The organism is Maribacter sp. C-4077, from assembly GCF_055378385.1.
The window spans coordinates 2,301,705-2,320,418 of record NZ_AP038807.1 but is presented as its reverse complement, the minus strand read 5'-3'; the positions used below and the strand labels follow the sequence as shown (position 1 = coordinate 2,320,418).

General features: G+C 41.5%; 9 protein-coding genes and 1 tRNA gene. 6 read left to right on the top strand and 4 right to left on the bottom strand.

Going from position 1 to position 18,714, the window contains the following annotated elements; all coding sequences use genetic code 11:
• Window positions 1-3 precede the first annotated feature (3 nt).
• Window positions 4-3,201 carry a SusC/RagA family TonB-linked outer membrane protein gene (locus ACZ41C_RS09965; RefSeq protein ID WP_154917204.1) on the bottom strand — a complete coding sequence of 1,066 codons (3,198 nt, stop codon included), beginning with the start codon at window positions 3,199-3,201 and terminating at the stop codon, window positions 4-6.
• Window positions 3,202-3,976: 775 nt separating this feature from the next.
• Here ACZ41C_RS09965 and ACZ41C_RS09960 point away from each other — a divergent pair.
• Entirely contained in the window at window positions 3,977-5,698 is a 1,722-nt protein-coding gene (locus ACZ41C_RS09960) for a sulfatase family protein (protein WP_464561107.1), read from the top strand.
• Between the two features lie 79 nt (window positions 5,699-5,777).
• Here ACZ41C_RS09960 and ACZ41C_RS09955 read toward each other — a convergent pair.
• Window positions 5,778-5,859, bottom strand: a tRNA-Leu gene (locus ACZ41C_RS09955).
• A gap of 126 nt (window positions 5,860-5,985) precedes the next feature.
• Here ACZ41C_RS09955 and ACZ41C_RS09950 point away from each other — a divergent pair.
• A complete protein-coding gene (locus ACZ41C_RS09950) occupies window positions 5,986-7,380 on the top strand; it encodes a dipeptidase (RefSeq protein ID WP_464561105.1) in 1,395 nt (464 codons plus the stop codon).
• A 57-nt stretch (window positions 7,381-7,437) separates the two neighbouring features.
• On the opposite strand, the gene ACZ41C_RS09945 is transcribed toward ACZ41C_RS09950, so the two are convergent.
• Both ACZ41C_RS09945 and ACZ41C_RS09940 read right to left on the bottom strand, forming a co-directional pair.
• Window positions 7,438-8,016 (bottom strand): PhnA domain-containing protein, encoded by a 579-nt coding sequence (locus tag ACZ41C_RS09945; RefSeq protein WP_464561103.1) that lies wholly within the window; start codon window positions 8,014-8,016, stop codon window positions 7,438-7,440.
• A gap of 91 nt (window positions 8,017-8,107) precedes the next feature.
• Complete coding sequence (locus tag ACZ41C_RS09940) at window positions 8,108-9,310, bottom strand: NAD(P)/FAD-dependent oxidoreductase (RefSeq protein ID WP_154917265.1); 1,203 nt, start codon at window positions 9,308-9,310, stop codon at window positions 8,108-8,110.
• Window positions 9,311-9,466: 156 nt separating this feature from the next.
• Between ACZ41C_RS09940 and ACZ41C_RS09935 the strand changes: the two genes are divergently transcribed.
• The 4 genes from ACZ41C_RS09935 (at window position 9,467) to ACZ41C_RS09920 (ending at window position 18,714) form a co-directional block, all read left to right on the top strand.
• Complete coding sequence (locus ACZ41C_RS09935) at window positions 9,467-9,832, top strand: BlaI/MecI/CopY family transcriptional regulator (RefSeq protein WP_154917266.1); 366 nt, start codon at window positions 9,467-9,469, stop codon at window positions 9,830-9,832.
• 1 nt (window position 9,833) lies between these two features.
• The gene (locus ACZ41C_RS09930; protein WP_464561100.1) at window positions 9,834-12,140 is read left to right on the top strand and encodes a M56 family metallopeptidase; all 2,307 of its coding nucleotides are present in this window, start codon (window positions 9,834-9,836) and stop codon (window positions 12,138-12,140) included.
• A gap of 113 nt (window positions 12,141-12,253) precedes the next feature.
• Window positions 12,254-13,354, top strand: a complete 1,101-nt coding sequence (locus ACZ41C_RS09925; RefSeq protein WP_464561098.1) for a DUF4407 domain-containing protein — start codon at window positions 12,254-12,256, stop codon at window positions 13,352-13,354.
• A 383-nt stretch (window positions 13,355-13,737) separates the two neighbouring features.
• On the top strand, window positions 13,738-18,714 hold the full coding sequence (locus tag ACZ41C_RS09920; protein WP_464561096.1) for a translocation/assembly module TamB domain-containing protein: 4,977 nt from the start codon (window positions 13,738-13,740) through the stop codon (window positions 18,712-18,714).

Here is an 18,714-nt window from a genome sequence, read left to right as displayed (position 1 = left end):
TTTTTAATTTAAAGTTACATTAAGTCCCAATAAGAAAGTCCTTGCTACAGGCATGAAACCTCCGTCGTAACCAATATCTATACTATTTGGTGTTTGAATTTCGGGATTTAGACCTGAATATTTTGTCCAAGTAGCCAAGTTTTGTCCTTGAATGTATACTGAAGCCCTGGAAACTCCCGGAAGTGAATTCAACAGATTGTCCGTGAAATTGTAAGTCAATTGTACGTTCTTAATCCTAAAGTAGCTACCGTCTTCAACAAAATAAGAAGATGGGCGGCTACTTACTTGATCGTTTGCATCCATTATGGGAACGGTGGCACCTGGATTGGCAGCAACCCAAGTAGATGGATCTGCTTGAGGATTTGTAGGCTGCCAAGCATCATATAAAGCCCTTCTTGAGCGGTTACCTTGGAAGGTGTTAAAATCAGCGAAGTACCGTACGTAGTTGTAAATATCATTGCCTTGAGATCCGTTTCCAAAAATGTTCAAGGCCAGATTTTTATAGGTGAAATCCAAATTGATACCGTAAACAAAATCCGGATGTGGATTACCTATTACTGTTCTATCGTCATCATTTATAACGCCATCTCCATTTATATCCGCAATCTTTAACTTACCTGGAGCATTATAGGTGCCGTATTCCGGCCAAGCATCCGCCTCTGCCTGTGATTGGAAAATACCAACAGTTTTAAATCCGAAAAAGGAAGAAAGTGGAGATCCTGCCTGAGTAACGGTAAGCGATGGCACCCTTCTGGAACCCCCTAAGAATCTAGTGGAAGGATTATCATCTAATTTGTCAACATTATTTGTATAGTGTGAAAAATTTGTATTGATACTATAGCCAAAATCACCTTTTTTGTCACTAAAGCCCAGAGCCAAGTCTACACCATTATTGGTAATACCACCTACGTTGAAACGCGGAGCATCCGCTTGTCCAGCTGTATAGGTTGGAGGAATCTGGAACAACATATCCGTCGTAACCCTGTTATAAACATCAATTTCAAAGGAAAGTCTGCTATCCAAAGCAGTAAGATCCAAACCAATGTTATTGGTCGTCGTAGTTTCCCATTTTGCGTTAGGGTTACCAAAGGCCTGGGGCGCAAAACCAATCGCAGGGGATGAAGGGTTGCCGTCTATAGGATAACCTCCCGTGCCAATGTTGGATTGAAAGGTGGTAAACGCATTATAGTCCCCTATTTGCTGATTCCCTGTCTGACCCCATCCATACCGCAATTTAAGGTTGTCGATCCATCCTATATTATCCATAAAACTCTCGTCCGAAATACGCCAACCCAAACTAAATGCAGGGAAGATTGCACTTCTGGAGGCCGATTGGAATCTGGAGGAGGAATCATTTCTTAATGTAAACTGCGCCAAATATTTACCGTTGTAGTCATAATCTATTCTTCCAAACTGAGACCAAAGCGAATAATCCTGTTCCACAAAACCATAGTTGGTCGCTGTAGTGGCATTACCTAAATTAAGGTAACTTAGAATATTGGTCGTTTCAAAGGCAAATCGTTGTCTAGAAGCCCCAAAACGTTCCTCAAATTGTTGTATACTTTCAACTCCCAGGAAAGCGGTAACGTTGTGGGCATCGTTAAACGTGTTGGTATACGTCAATCCATTGGTCCAGGTCCATTGATACTCATATTCTTCCCTTGCTGTAGAACTGTTGATGAAGTTACCCTCAACATATTCGGGTTGCGGTCTTCCCAAATCTCGTTCCCTTTGAACCCTACTATCCAAACCAAAACTTGAACGGATACTCAAATTTGGAGTAATTGCCAGATCAGCAAAAACATTTCCCAATAAACGCAACCTATAAGTCCTATCATCTTGATCTCTAGACAAAACCGCAAAAGGATTAAAGTTGTTACCAAGGTTTGCCCCCCTACTACCCGCAAAATTGCCGGCTATATCCCGTACGGGCAATAACGGATGGTGCTTGTAGGCAGCGGAAACCGCATTCTGTTCCTGGTCATTCTGAAAATTACCTTTTTGATTGTCAAAAGAGGCAGTAAAATTCTCACCAATAGTCAACTTATTGTTGAATGCCTTGAATTCTGTGTTTGCCCGTAAAGAAATCCTATTATAGCTGGCAAACTTTACAAGGTAATCTTGTTCAAAATACCCCAAGCTAAATGCATATCTGGCACTTTCAGTGGCCCCTGATGCGGAAATATTATGCTGTTGAATTGGGGCCGATCGAGTAACCTCGTTCCACCAATTGGTATCCGCAGATCTAGTAATGGCATAAATATTACCTTCCTCTAAAGCATATAGACTTGGATCTGTCCCCGGATCACCTTCGTTCGCTCCACTTGGAAAGACAAAATCAGGAATCGTAACTTCTCCATTGGGGCCAAAAGTATATTGACCATGACTAGGCACTTTTCCTGCATAGATATCAGCCAAGTAAAGATACTCGCCCAGTTCACGGGCATTTAGTGCCTCCGGATCTTTCTCTGGAGAACCTATCCCATAATAGGAGTTGTATGAAATGGTAGGCTGTCCAAGTTTACCCTTTTTCGTGGTAATGATGATAACTCCATTTGCAGCACGGGAACCATAAATGGAGGCGGCAGATGCGTCCTTAAGAACTTGAAGCGATTCGATGTCGTTTGGATTAAAATTTGCTTGAGACTGAGTGGGAACACCATCAACAATATATAAAGGAGCGTTATTACCAACGGTACCAAATCCTCTAATTCTCACGGTAGCCTCACCACCAGGTCTAGCATCGTTGATAATACTTATTCCTGAAGCTCTACCTTGCAATTGCTGAGCAAATGTTGTTGCAGGAACTGCCAGAAGATCTTCTGTATCCACTACAGAGACGGAACCTGTTAAGTCCTTCTTAGCCTGCGAACCATACCCAGTCACAACAACTTCATCCAATTTACTGGCATCTTCCTCCATGGTAACATCGATGGTAGATTGACCGTTTACAGGAACTTCAACCGTTTTAAAACCAATGTAGCTAAACACCAATGTAGCGTTGTCATTTACATTATTCAAGGTATAATTACCGTCAAAATCAGTTTGGGTACCTGTCGTCGTGCCTTTAATCAAAACACTGGCACCGGGCAAAGGACCCATTGGGTCAGAAACCGTACCTGTTACTGTTTGGGCCTTTGCCAATCCAATGCATAAAAATGCACAAAACAGCAGAAAACCTTTAAAGAATGTACTCTTCATAAATAATTTAGGTTTAAGTTAATATTGATTGTTGTTAGTTAAAATAAATTAATGTCAATGGTTCGACCGGTTTTTAATCGAACATACCTATTATGATTGTTTTATGTTAAAAAATTAACATTCCTTAAAATTACCTTAACGGAATTGATCTTAGGTAAATTTCAAACGGGAAGAACTATCAAATTCATGAATTTTGGGGTGGAGGGGTGAAAAAATAATCACATATGCACAAAAACCGATTAATTATTAAGTGTCCAAAATACACATCAAAATATTGTTGATTTCTCAAAATAATTGAAATTTTAACATAAAATCACAAAATATTAATGGTACTTTCATGCAAATTGTAAGACCGAATTAGTCGCTAAATAATTTAAAAAAACAATGCAATTGACTTACAAACTCATTTGTTCCAACAAAATAATAGGTAAGTTTCTAAAATACTTGTCAAATAAACATCTCCACTAATTTAATCCAGCAGTTGGCGAAGTCTTATAAACATATAATTTGTAATTCAAAGTTTTACAAAAGCTTCAAACAAGATTGAACCTTTTAAAATCCGATGATACCACTACAATCACAGTGTATGATGTATAAGTAACATCCAGCATAGGATTTCAATCAGGAAATATCAACAAATTACGTTACCATCATATAGCGCCATTAAAAACCTCCAAAGGATTCTCTGGGTATCCCAAAAAAGGATAAACATGTTATCCAAATACTAATATTACTACTTTTAAGACTAATGTAATCGCTAAAACATATTTTACCTATGAAAACTGAAACCGACTCAAAATATCTAATATTCAAAAACATCTTCAATTTTGTAGCTCTTCTACTATGTGTTTCCGTTTTTTTTGGATGTAATGAGGATGCAAAAGAAACACCCATAAAGCCAAATATCGTCTTTATTATGTCTGATGACCATGCCTATCAGGCAATTTCGGCATACGACAATCATTTGATCGAAACACCTAACATAGACAGGATTGCAAATATGGGTATGCTGTTTACCAACGCAAGTGTTACCAATAGTATCTGTGCCCCATCTAGGGCGACCATACTTACCGGAAAACATTCGCACCTAAACGGAAAAATAGACAATGTATCCCCTTTTGACACCACGAATGTTACCTTTCCCCAACTCCTACAAAAGGCAGGGTACCAAACGGCAATGTTTGGAAAACTGCATTTTGGTAACAATCCCAAAGGTTTTGACCAGTTCAAGATTTTACCTGGACAAGGATTCTATTATAACCCAGACTTCATCACAAAAAACGAAGGCGAGATCAATGTAAAGGGATACGTAACAGATATTGTAACCGATATGACCCTTGATTGGCTGGAAAACGAACGTCAAGCGGATAAACCCTTTATGCTTATGTATTTGCACAAAGCACCACACCGCTCGTGGTTGATGGCCGAACGTCATATGGCGGAGTATACCCAGAAAAAATTCCCGGAGCCGGCAACCTTGTTCGACACCCATGAAGGTATGCCTGCCGCAAAAGTGGCCAAAATGAAGGTCGACGGTGATATGGGCTGGGCAGCGGACAGTAAGTTGTATCCTGAAGTTATGGACCAACTGGGTTTGGAGGAGCAAATTGGTTTTGATAAACGCAGGTATGAAATGACGGTGGGCCGATTAGACTCCACCCAGAAAGCTACATTTGACACCTATTATAGGGCCATTGCGGATGAATTTATAACGAACTTACCCAACATGACCGAAACCGATATTGCCAAATGGCGCTATCAGCGCTATATGCAGGATTATCTGGGCACTATTAAATCCGTTGATGAAAACGTAGGTAGGGTGCTGGATTATCTGGAAGCCAACAATATGATGGAAAATACCATTGTCGTTTATACCTCGGACCAAGGATTTTACTTGGGCGAACATGGTTGGTTCGATAAAAGATTCGTGTATGACGAAAGCCTAAAAACACCTTTGTTGGTTTCTTGGAAAAACCACATAAAACCTGGAAGTGTTTCCGATGAACTAGTGCAAAACCTGGATTTTGCCCAAACATTTTTGGATGTTGCCGGAGTGGAGCAACCAGCGGATATGCAAGGAAAAAGTTTGGTGCCGGTTTTGACCGATGACATGGAAAATTGGGACAGGGATGCCGTATATTACCATTACTACGAGCACCCCTCCGAACACAACGTAAACAGACATTATGCGGTAATTACAAAGGATTACAAACTTATCCATTACTATTTTGATATGGATTATTGGGAATTGATAGACCGAAAAAAAGATTCGTTGGAGCAGCACAATTATTATGATGACCCTGCCTATGCCAATATACAGAAAGACCTCCACCAAAAACTGGATGCCCTGCGGAAGCTATACGGAGATTCCGAGGCCCTTAGCCAACGGTATATTGACGAATTTATGCCCCTTACAAAGGAAGGAAAGGTCTATGGGGTTGAAGAAGAGATATTAAAACCCATGGTGGAAAAATGGGAAAACTCGAAGAAGGATTGATATACCAAATATCAAATGTAGTTCAACATATTTTTGATTAACAAAAAAGCCGACTTCTAAAAGTCGGCTTTTCCCTTTGTACAGGCGGAGAGACTCGAACTCTCACACCTTGCGGCACTAGATCCTAAGTCTAGCGTGTCTACCAATTCCACCACGCCTGCATTTCCCATCCGACCACTGTCGAAATATTCGGGATGCAAATATAAAGTAAATTTTCAATTCTCTAAATAATCAATCTTTAAATTCCAGCTTTTTGTATTTTTAAATGGATTATTCAAAACACATACATGCAAAACGTAAAAGAATACATTGCCCAACACAAAAACAGATTCCTACAGGAACTTATTGAGCTTTTAAAAATTCCTTCCATCAGTGCCGATTCCGCCTTCTCCCAAGACGTATTGGATACAGCTGAAGCGGTAAAAAAAGCCTTGGAAAAGGCCGGTTGTGATTTGGTGGAAATTCATGAAACGGACGGCTACCCCATTGTGTATGGTGAAAAGATACTAAACACCAATTTACCCACCGTAATGGTTTACGGACACTATGATGTGCAACCTCCAGACCCCATGGATCTATGGAACTCCCCTCCGTTTGAACCTGTTATCAAGAAAACGGAACTCCATCCTGAAGGTGCCATTTTTGCCCGGGGCGCCTGTGATGATAAAGGTCAAATGTACATGCATGTAAAGGCTCTGGAATTTATGGTCAAAACGGATCAATTGCCCTGCAATGTAAAATTTATGATCGAAGGGGAAGAAGAAGTGGGCAGTAACAATTTATCTACCTATGTTTCGCAAAACAAGGAAAAACTAAAAAACGACATAATCCTTATTTCCGATACCGGAATGATTGCTAATGATGTGCCTTCCATTACCACGGGACTTCGTGGGTTAAGCTATGTGGAGGTAGAAGTCACAGGGCCTAACCGCGATTTGCATTCCGGTCTCTACGGCGGTGCCGTAGCCAATCCCATTAATATACTCACCAAGATGATTGCCAGTCTACATGATGAGAAGAATCATATTGCCATTCCGGGATTTTACGACAAGGTTCAGGAGCTTTCAGATGAAGAACGCGCCGAAATGGCCAAAGCCCCCTTTTCTTTGGAGGCGTATCAAAAAGCGTTGGATATCGATTCCGTCTACGGTGAAAAAGGATATACCACTAATGAACGAAACTCCATTAGGCCTACCTTGGACGTGAACGGTATTTGGGGTGGATACATTGGCGAAGGTGCCAAAACGGTCATTGCGAGTAAAGCCTACGCGAAAATATCCATGCGATTGGTGCCCAATCAGGATTGGAGGGAGATTACGGAGCTCTTCAAACGTCATTTTGAGTCCATAGCTCCTAAAGGGGTAAAAGTGAAAGTGAAACCGCATCATGGGGGTCAAGGCTACGTAACACCGATAGATACTGATGGCTATCAGGCCGCCTCCAAAGCCTATGAAACTACCTTTGGCAAAAAGCCGATACCGCAACGCAGTGGTGGAAGTATCCCAATCGTTTCGCTTTTCGAAAAAGAATTGGATAGTAAAACAATCCTAATGGGTTTCGGCCTCGACAGTGACGCCATCCACTCCCCCAACGAACATTTTGGGGTTTGGAACTATTTAAAAGGCATTGAGACCATACCCTACTTCTATGAATATTTTACGGAAATGAAAAAGAGCAGTTAGCAGTTAGCAGTTAGCAGTTAGCAAAAAAACTCTTTTAACTATTAAATTTTAACTTAATCAGACCTTCTTCACGTACTTCGTAATGATGACGATTTGCTGACCATCTACTCTGCCCTCTATATATTCGGCATTTTCATGGTCCAAGGAAATTCTACGAACGGCCGTACCCTGTTTGGCCACCATACTGGAACCTTTAACTTTTAGGTCCTTAATCAACACCACGGAATCCCCGTTCTCCAAAATGGCTCCGTTGGCATCCCTATGGACGATTTTATCGGCTTCCAAAACGCCCTCTCCCGTGGCCTTGGCCCATTCCAAGGTCTCCGGTTCCAAATACAGCATATCCAACAAATCCTGAGGCCATCCTTCAGATTTTAATCGGGACAGCATTCGCCAAGCCACTACTTTGACCGCATCGTACTCGCTCCACATACTATCGTTGAGACAACGCCAATGGTTGGCATCGGTCGTATCTGGATTTTCAATTTCGCCAATACAGGTACTACACGCCAATACGCTGCCATCAAATCCGCCCGTGGAGACCGGTGGTACTTCGTAAATCGATAAGGTATCGGCACTGCCGCAAAACTCGCACACTTTGCCACTTCGGTCTTGTAAATCTTCCAATAACCCCATTTTCAAAATATTTATCGGCAAACATACACCAATTCGTTCACTATTGCCGATTCCCAAAATCTATATCGCAATAAAGGCTCAAAAAACGATACTACGGTAAAAAGGAATAGCCCTTTCTGGTCTTCCAAAGAAAATATTTTTCAAAAAGTACCTTGTTGAAATCGTACAGTACGTTGGGAATCATGATGGCAAAATTGCGAGGTTTGAACAAGTGATCGCTCAAAATGATGACCTCCTTTTTACCGGCGTCCATGACACAGATTCCCGGGATTTTGCCCCATGCCTTTTTTCTGAGTTTGCTTTTGCCCGATAGGGTCCTTATAATGTTTTCGGCAACTATTTTTCCGGTTTCATCTGATGGATACCCCGTTTTGGGTCCGGAAAAAGGGATTTTTCCAGGTTCAAACGGCAACTTGACATCTACGGCGATACCGGCTGCCCAAATATTATGATAAACGGCATGTCTATAATCCTCGCCAACGGGTAGATAGCCCGTGGCCGTTGGTTGGAGCTCCGGTGAGTTTAGTACAAAATCAACCCCTTTGAAAGGAGGCATCAGCATGGTAAAACTACTTTTCAACACCTTTCCGTCGCTTAAAACCACGGCATCCTTTTGTACCTCGGCAACGCCGACCTCGGTATGGTAGTGGATATTGAACATCTTCATAAAGGACTTCAACATGGTTTCGGCTCCGGGCATACCGTCAATGCCAAAATGTCCCAAATAGGTTTCAGGGGTTATCCAATGTAGGTCGACCTTCTTGCGAATGTTCTCTTCCCGCAACCATTTCTCTATATTGAACAAGAACTCATAGGCAGCACCCATACAACCTGCGTTTTGGGTGGCCCCAATGACAATAGGACCAGGATTCTTTTTGAATTCCTCCAAGGCCTTGCGGGTCTTCATGGCACCGTCTGGGGTTCCTATGTAATGGGCATGCTCCAGAACGCCAGGTGCGACATCAAAATCGACCTTGGGTCCCGTAGCTATGACAAGGTGGTCATAACCGATTTCCCCTTTGGTGGTTTTTAGCTTTTGGGCTTGGGGGTCTACACGAAGTGCTTCGGCATGTACAAATTCCACCCCCTTCTTTTGAAGTATCTTATCTTTCCTAAAGGATATATCTTTTATATTCCGTCTCCCAAAGGGCACCCAAATTAAGGACGGGATAAATAAAAAGAGGGGCGATTTATCGATTACGATTACCTTTTGTTCCTTTTTCCCCTTTCTTTTAAGTTCGAGGGCGGCGGTCATTCCTGCGAAATTTCCACCTATTACTACAGTTGTGGTCATTATTCATGATTTATGTTATAAAGGTAAAATGGTGCATAGGCCGATTTTATGACAACTATCAGTTTCCCAAAGATTTCACAAAATCCATATTCTACATTTGTAGAATCAAATATTTTATTCTATGTTTGTAGAACAAACTCTAAATCTGTAGAAAAAATGCAGTTGTCTAAATCCGAAGAAGAGCTCATGAACATTGTATGGAAACTCAAAAAGGCCTTTATGAAAGACCTTTTGGAGGCGTATCCGGAACCAAAACCGGCTACCACCACGGTGGCGACTCTTTTAAAGCGTATGGCGGACAAGGGCTTTGTGGCCTACAACAGTTACGGAAGGAGTCGTGAATATTATCCCTTGGTAAAAAAGAAGGATTATTTTTCCAAACACGTAAACGGACTGATCAAGAACTTCTTCAACGACAGCGCCAGTCAGTTTGCCTCCTTTTTTGCGCAAGAAACCAATCTCAGCAAAACGGAACTGGAAGAATTGAAAAAATTGATAGACGACGAAATAAAAAAGAAGTGATATGTTGTTGTTTCTTGCAAAATTCACCGCCTGTTTGGCCATTTTCCTCCTCTTTTACAAGCTTTTGTTGGAAAAGGAAAGCATGCACCATTTTAAAAGGGCCTACCTACTGGGTGCCTTAGTGGCTTCTTTACTGATACCTACCATCGTTTTTACCGAATACGTGGCGATTCCCACAAATACCGACCTGCTTGAAGCAACGCCTCAAGAGGGCAATCCCATTCTTACCGATGCCCCAACAAAAATCCAGACGGAAAAAATGAATTGGGAAACCGTTCTCTGGAGTATATATTTGTTTGGCGTAGCCATATTCGGGATTCGGTTTCTACTACATTTAGGACAACTTTGGTGGCGTATTCGTAAAAACCCAAAATTAAGGACACGTCTTACAACAAGGGTCTTATTGATACCAAAACTACCTCCCCACACCTTTTTTAGCTATATTTTCTTAAACAAGACCGCTTACGAAACGGACCAAATTCCACAAGAAGTATTGTTACATGAGGAAACCCATGCCAAGCAATGGCATAGTTTGGACATTGTTTTAGTGGAACTGGCCCAAGTACTCCTTTGGTTCAATCCCCTTATTCACCTATTAAAATTCGCCATAAAGCTGAATCATGAATTCTTGGCGGATAGTGCCGTCGTCAAGAACGATACTAGCATACCAAAATACCAACATCTTCTACTTTCCTTTTTAACAAAGGCGAGTGAAAACCACCATTCATCCATCAAAATAGCGAACGCTATAGTTTATTCATCAACCCGTGCCGAGCGTAGTCGAAGCATCAAAAAACGTTTTACAGTCATGAAAACAAACACATCAAAAAAATCAATTTTACTCAGGAGTTTTCTGTTGCTCCCATTAACCGTATTCCTTCTATTTGCCTTTAGCACCAGCAAAGAAGTTTATATACCTAACAACGCTTCCATAGAAATTGTAAATCATTCCGCAAGAAGCTTGAACATAGAAATTTTAGGGAATGGTAATTACCTTGTAGAAGAAATAAAGGTCGACAAGGATAATTTGGTTGAAATCGTAAATAAATTCAACTCTGATATCAATACGGAAATAAGAAACAATATTCTGAATATTCACTTAACCTCCTCAAGGGATATTCCAAATAGCGAAGTTTGGTTCGTGTATAATTCACTTTTGGATTATGGATTTTACCGCATAGTTGCACCAAATCAAGAAGTTATACGTGAAAAGGGAAATACCCCTTTTGCCATTGAAAATGATTATCCAGAAAAGCAGGAAATTGAAAAATACAATGCCTTGGCAACAAAATACAATGCCATTCCCATTGAAAAACGAAAAATTCCATTGAATGATTTAAAAACTCTAGAGACCATTTACAGTAAAATGAGCGAGGTGCAGAAAACGGAAGCGCAACCCTTTCCTGAATGTTTACCAAAAACCAACACAACAATTCAGCATACCGTTAAACAGATTTCTGTCAACATCAATAATAAAGGTCAATTATTGGTTCAAGAAGATTTGGTTGCTTTGGAGGCGTTATCAAAGTTCCTTTCGCAAATCAATCCACATTTATCCGTTGAGCAAAGAAGAAAGATTGTAGCTTCTAAAATATATGTCGATACCAAAGCACCTAAAGAAGTGGTTCAAAAAGTCGAAGGAATACTTGTTGAATATGGTGTAGCCACGATCAATATTGTAGGCCCGGAGGATAAACAATTCTCTAAAGTTCAGCAAAGCGCCACCCGTGAGGAAATGAAGGAATACAACGCATTGGCCAAAAAGTACAATGAAATGGACCGTAACCGTATGGTCGTTAAAAACAAGGAAATAAAACGCCTGAAGGAACTTTATGGCAAAATGTCCCAAAAACAACAGGCGGATGCGGAACCTTTTCCAAATTTTCCCCCACCGCCTCAGGCTCCCAAAGCTCCGGAACCTCCCAAAAATGTCTCGGATAGGGAGTTTGCCTCCAACCAAATAGAAAGCATTATTGACATACAGGATCCGTATGATGTGGTTGGCAAGACCATACTGGTTCATCGGTCGGAACTACCGGAGTCTCAACCGACCCCAACCTATATTAAGATGAGTGAACCCAATATAACAACGCCACCACCTCCGCCAAACCCTATCTCCCCCGTTGAAAGCATTGAGAAGTTGGCCAAAGAAGGAGCCGACTTTATGCTCAACGGCACACCCATTTCCGCCGAAAAAGCTCTTGAGGTCGTAAAAAACAATGACAAGATAAATATCGACCTAAGGGAATCCACGAATAAAAAAACCTTGGTAAAGCTGTCGGTCGACCCAAACCATCTAAAGAACTAAAAAGAACTCACAAATACTGTTAAAAGCCCCTTGAAAGGGGCTTTTTGTGTAACAATATGTTGCAAACACCGTTCTAACAGGTAAGGCTTTAATCAATCAAAAAACAAATCATCATGCTGCAAAACTTTTTTATCCTGTGTTCCGGAGCGGATTCCGAAATTTTAAAAACCTGCTCCAAAGGCGAGCAGAACAAATACGCCGGCATTGGCGCCACCGTATTCTTTACGGCCGTCATGGCCTTTATTGCCAGTAGCTACGCGTTATATACGGTATTTGATAGTGTTTATGCCGCCGCATTTTTCGGTCTAATTTGGGGTCTTTTGATTTTTAATCTGGACAGATTCATCGTTTCCACCATAAAAAAACGGAACAATTTTTCACAGGAATTGCTGCAGGCCACTCCCCGTATTTTGTTGGCCATTATCATCGCCGTAGTCATTTCCAAACCACTTGAAATGAAAATTTTTGAGAAGGAAATCAATCAGGTGCTTTTGGAGCAGAAAAACGAACTCACCTTGGCCAACAAGCAACAGCTTGCTTTACAGTACACGCCCAGGTTAGAGCAATTGAACCAGGATATCGCCAATCTAAAATCAGAAATAGCAGCAAAGGAAGCCGAGACAAATGCCCTTTACGATGTCTATATCAAAGAAGCCGAAGGAACCGCCGGAACCGGACTTTTGGGAAAAGGACCTGTGTACAAGGAAAAGCGCGAGAAACACGATACTTCCTTGGCCGAACTACAGCAATTAAAAACCACCAACGGTGAAAAGATTGTTGGTTTGGAAAACCAAATAACCGATCTTAATACGGAATATGCCGAAGTAGTACAGAACACACAACCCATCATAGACGGTTTTGACGGACTCATGGCCCGTATCAATGCCTTGGGTGAACTACCTTGGTTTCCCTCCTTTTTCATCTTCCTTTTGTTCCTTGCCATTGAGACCTCTCCCATCATTGCCAAGTTATTGGCTCCCAAAGGTGAGTACGATGTAAAATTGGAAGAACAGGAAAGTATCCTTTCCTCTTGGGTGGCCCAAAAGGTGGCACAGCGTCAACTCATTGTTGCTACAGATGGGGAACTCAACCAAAAAATCTACGAAGATTTAAAAGGAGAAGAGGAACTCTACGGGTACAAAAAACAGAAAGCAGAAGAACTCTTACGCCTCCAGGCCGACAAATTCCACGAGGTTCAGGTTAAAAACCTCTAAAGACCAATTAAGTTTAGATTTCCTAAAATGTAAGATATTCTTCCTGGATACCCTTTAAAGGACCAACCACAATTTCCCTACTATTTCGGCGTGGACTATTGAATTTTAAGCCTAGAGACCAGCGTGATAGAGGTGGGCGTTCCTCTATCTAACTACAAGTAAAAGAGACACTCTTTATTTCATAACAGCATCACCTTTTGAAGATATCAACCTACCTTTGCGCTTAATGGGTACATTAAAGGAACAAAAGCAGAAAAAGAGGAGGGTATACAATCTGGTAATTATAATTTCCCTTCTGCTTGTAATTATTACCGCGATTTTGGTGAATACCTTATAAAATGGTCAAGGGCCAATCGCCTATTTATCTCCTTTTTTAAAGACCTATGGAAAACAAAAAATGGAACCGCAAACGCATTCTTAAATCGGTAGGAAAGATTTTTCTTTCCCTTTTAGCCTTGTTCGTTCTTTTGGTTTTGGTTCTTAGAACACCATGGGCACAAAACTATATCGTTACGCAACTAACGGATTATGTTTCCGGTAAGACAGGTACAAAAGTAGCCGTAGAACGAGTATTCATCACATTTGCAGGAGACATAAAAACCAAGGGTATTTATTTGGAGGATATCCAAGGGGATACTTTACTCTTTGCAAAGGAACTTCAATTGGATCTACCCCTCTATCCACTTCTTTATAAGAACCGACTTTCCATCGACGATGTTTCTGCGGATGGTTTAATTGCGAACATCCAAAGAGATTCGGAGGGGGACCGATTCAATTTTTCCTTTTTAATCGATGCCTTTTCTACGCCGACCGATTCCACTCAGTCCTCGGAACCTATGGAAATTAGCTTGGGTGATTTTTCCCTTTCCAACTGGAAAGTGGGCTACGAGGACGACTATTTGGGGACCTATGTACATCTTTCCTTGGGAACCTTAGAAACCGATATGGAGGAATTCGACTTGGAAGCGATGATTTTTAGTGTTGGCGATTTTGAACTTGGAAATACCCAAATAACCTATAACCAAGCACATGCTTTTCCGGAAAGCGACGAACCTAATTCAAGTCCATTACCCAAAATAAACGTCGCCCGATTGTTACTTGACAACGTAACGTATGAATATTCTTCCTCTCCCGATAGTATTGAAACCTCTGGAAAACTAAACCATTTTAACATCACGGAAGCGAATGTGAACCTTCCTGAATTTATATTCACTGTGGAGGACTTCATTCTTGAAGATTCATCCATGTCCCTCACCCTTAATCAGTCCGTGGATACCACCCAGACACAGAATACTTCCTTCGAGTGGCCCGAAATGGAACTTTCCGCGAACAACATCCGCCTAAAGAACAATGAATTCCATTTTTCCAGACCGGAAGCTCTTACCAATGAAACCACTTTAAACCCGAACAATCTCAACTTTCAAGAGATGACGTTCCTTGCGCGGGATTTCAACTATAAACCTAAAATTTTAGAACTGATCGTGGATGAAACAGCTTTTAAGGAAGCCAGTGGCATCGTCCTTAAACATTTGGCTTTCAATGCGCAGCTATCGGACATTGGGGCCTTTCTAAAAGATTTAACTGTTTCCTTCAATCAGAGTAAAGCCCGCTCAAATTTTGAAATGGAATATGAAAGCTTAGAGCAGGCGTTGGTCAACACCTCCAACTCCAAATTAGATGCTACTATTTCGGATGTATCCATTGCTACCAAAGACGTTCAAAAATTCCTACCCCAACTCCAACACAACCAATATTTGGATTCCCTATCGCAGCACAATATTACAGGGAACTTAGAGGTATCCGGAAACTTGAAAAGGATTGACCGATTTCAGTCGGAATTACATTGGGGCCCCAATACACATCTTTACATTCAAGGGGAGGCCAGTGCTATCACGGATGAAAATGAATTTAGCTACAATTTGAACGATATTAACATAAATACGATAAATACGGATGCTTATAAGTTCATTTCGGACAAAGAATTGGGGATTGAAATTTCAGAATCCATAGCACTTACAGGGAATGCGAAAGGCACTATAAAATCCTTAGAAACGCATTTACAACTTTCAATCCCTGAAGGATCCGTCCATCTGGATGGCAATGCACGTTTTGATACGACTCAAAATTTTGATGGCACCCTAAAAACCGATAGTCTCCATCTGGGTAAAATCTTGAAAAATCCGCAGTTGGGATTGCTATCACTACATCTAAACGCCAGCGGGTCCGGAACAAACCTTTCCAACCTAAATTCTAAAATTGATGGTCAAATCCCGATGGTGGAATTTCATGACTACGCGTATAAAGATATTCTTATCAATGGGGAAATTAGTAATGGAACAGGTGGTGCGTCCCTTGAAATGCAGGACAGGAATCTTAATTTCAAATCCACGGCAACTATTGATTTAAAAGCAGCAACCAATTCCGTAAACTTCAATGCCAATTTAATAGGGGCGGACTTAAGGGCATTGGGCCTTACCAAAAAGGATATTAAACTAGCCGCCAATATGGAGGGCTCCTTTACGGGGCTTTCGAATAATTTCAGCCTTGAAACCACCATCGACAATGGAATTGCGGTAACGGACAACCAACAATATCAAATTGCGCCGCTCAACATCAATGCCCATGTAGAAGATTCTATTACGGATATAAAAATAAAGAGCGGTTTTATCAACGGAGGACTATTTTCAAACGCCTCCCCTGCCAGAATCACAGCCGCTTTAAAAAAACAATTTGAAACCTATTTCAGTTCGGATTCCCTAAAGATTATGGAGTTAGACAGTGTAAAAGCCACCCTGGACTTGGCCCTTGCACCTACGCCTATAATTTCAAAGGTGTTTTTTGATGGTATACAGGAGTTGGATTCCCTAACCATTGATGCCAAGTTCGATTCGTTTACCAAGGAAATATCCGGTCAGGTCATCGTCCCCAGGGTCTCCTATGCGGGGAGCACGATAGATAGCCTCCGGGTGGATTTGGAGGGCGACTCCCAGGATTTTAAATTCATGGCCGGGGTTTCTGAACTTGATTACCAACCGGTTCTTTTAAAAAGGACGTATTTGGAGGGCAGTCTTAAAAACAAGGAACTGGTCTTGGATTTTAGTTCGGCCAATGATACTACTACAGTGATGCACGTTGCATCGGAACTTGTTTTCCAACGTGATACGGTTCGGCTTCATGTGTCTCCAAAAAATCTAGTATTGAACAAAAAACCATGGAACATTCCAGAGGACAATGTCATACTCTTAGCGAACTCGTACTCCCAATTTAAAAACGTAATACTCTCCAAAAACAACCAAAAATTGGAGGTATCAACCCAAATTCCTGAAATGTCATCGGACCATATCGGCATCCAATTTGAAAACTTCCAGCTACAGACCTTTTTAAGCCTTTTCAATCCAGAAGAACCCTTGGCCAAGGGCATCGTGGATGGCAACTTTGTCATTTTAAATCCGTACGGGGCATCCGGTCTGGTGTCTGAACTCAATATAGACCAATTTCGGTTGCAACAAAACCCGTTAGGGACCCTCAGTTTAAATGCCTCCTCAAAATCGCTATCGGATTATGATATCGACCTACTATTAAAAGATGGTGGTGCCAATGTACGCCTTACGGGGGATTATGCGGCAACACAGAACGGCGCCGATTTAAACCTGGAGCTGGACATACAAAAATTGGAGACTGCTATTGTACAAGGTTTTTTTGCCGATGAACTCTCGAATCCTTCAGGAAATATATCTGGAAGTTTATTGGTCAACGGTTCACTAACCGAGCCAGAGTATTCGGGTAGGATCAAATTCAATGATGTGGGTCTTACACTATCTGCCTTTAAAACAGATTTAAAAATAAATGGCCAACAGTTGGATCTGAACGAGGAAGAAATCACCCTCAACGCCTTTCGTATAAATGACTCCAACCAAGGCAGTATACTATTGGATGGAGCGATTACAACGGACAACCTCTTAAATCCAGGTTTTCAACTTACCGTAAAGGCCAAAAACTTTACGGTCTTGAATTCTGTAAAAGGAGATAACGAATTGGTATATGGGACTGCCGTAATCGATACCGACCTAGAAATTACAGGAGATTTGGAACTCCCTGTCATTGATGGCTACCTGAGCATTGGTGACAAAACAAATCTTACGTATCTGGTGCCACAGACACAATATGAAATTCAGGAAAGGGAAGGTGTGGTCATCTTTGTAAATCGAGAAAATCCAGATGCTATATTGACGAGAAATACCGGGGAGACGGCCAACTCCGTCTTTTCCGGCATGGATATCAATACCACCTTGGAGATTTCGGAAGATGCGGTTTTCACCATTGTGCTGGATGAAAAGACCCAAGACAAATTACAAGCCTCCGGCAATGCCAGTTTAAGCCTAAACATTGATCCCAATCAAGATATTCGATTATCAGGAAGGTTGGAACTCAATTCAGGTTTTTACAGGACCAGTTTGTACAATTTGGTTAGCAGGGAGTTTACCATCAATGAGGGGAGTAGTGTCACCTGGTCTGGTGACCCATACAATGCAAAATTGAATGTAACGGCCATCTACGAACTGGAAACATCGGCTGCACCCTTAATGTCATCTATCAGTTTTGGTCAGGATACCGGAATTTCGGGGCAATATCAAAGATCATCCACTTTTCTAGTATATCTGAATGTAGGTGGGGAAATAACCACTCCCGAGCTCTCCTTTGCCCTCGATATGCCCGAAAATGCACAGGGTTCCTACGGTGGAGCGGTGTATGGGCGCATACAACAATTGAACGAGCAGGAATCTGAATTGAACAAACAGGTATTCTCCCTCCTGGCCCTGAATCGTTTTTATCCCACCTCCGGTAGTGATGGAAGTAATGGGGGCGCCATTGCCTTGGCAAGAAACAATGTCAACAAGGTATTGTCCAGCGAACTGAACACGATTTCGAACAAAATATTGGGAAACAGTGGTTTTGAACTTGATTTTGACCTGGACAGTTTTCAGGATTATCAAGGAAACGGCTACCGGAACAGAACCCAACTGAATGTCAATGCAAGTAAAAAATTATTCAATGACCGCCTAATTGTTACGGCCGGAAGCGCCTTGGATGTGGAGGGCAGTGCCGCCAATTCAGACACTTCCACTCCGGTCATCGGTAATGTAATGCTTGAATATCTTTTATCCGAAAAGGGAACCTACCGCTTAAAAGGGTTTAGAAGACAAGAATATCAAAATATCATTGATGGACAATTAATCGTGACCGGACTTGCATTTATCTTCGATAGGGAGTTTAATAAATTCAGTCAACTATTTAGCCCGGTCAAGGTAAAAACAGAAGACAATATAGAGGAAAATGACAACCAAAAAAAGGTGAACTAG

What these genes read in the sequence shown, in the direction of transcription:
- ACZ41C_RS09965 (WP_154917204.1), bottom strand. Translation starts at nt 3,201, where the DNA reads ATGAAGAGTACATTCTTTAAAGGTTTTCTGCTGTTTTGTGCATTTTTA.
- ACZ41C_RS09960 (WP_464561107.1), top strand. Translation starts at nt 3,977, where the DNA reads ATGAAAACTGAAACCGACTCAAAATATCTAATATTCAAAAACATCTTC.
- ACZ41C_RS09950 (WP_464561105.1), top strand. Translation starts at nt 5,986, where the DNA reads ATGCAAAACGTAAAAGAATACATTGCCCAACACAAAAACAGATTCCTA.
- ACZ41C_RS09945 (WP_464561103.1), bottom strand. Translation starts at nt 8,016, where the DNA reads ATGGGGTTATTGGAAGATTTACAAGACCGAAGTGGCAAAGTGTGCGAG.
- ACZ41C_RS09940 (WP_154917265.1), bottom strand. Translation starts at nt 9,310, where the DNA reads ATGACCACAACTGTAGTAATAGGTGGAAATTTCGCAGGAATGACCGCC.
- ACZ41C_RS09935 (WP_154917266.1), top strand. Translation starts at nt 9,467, where the DNA reads ATGCAGTTGTCTAAATCCGAAGAAGAGCTCATGAACATTGTATGGAAA.
- ACZ41C_RS09930 (WP_464561100.1), top strand. Translation starts at nt 9,834, where the DNA reads ATGTTGTTGTTTCTTGCAAAATTCACCGCCTGTTTGGCCATTTTCCTC.
- ACZ41C_RS09925 (WP_464561098.1), top strand. Translation starts at nt 12,254, where the DNA reads ATGCTGCAAAACTTTTTTATCCTGTGTTCCGGAGCGGATTCCGAAATT.
- ACZ41C_RS09920 (WP_464561096.1), top strand. Translation starts at nt 13,738, where the DNA reads ATGGAAAACAAAAAATGGAACCGCAAACGCATTCTTAAATCGGTAGGA.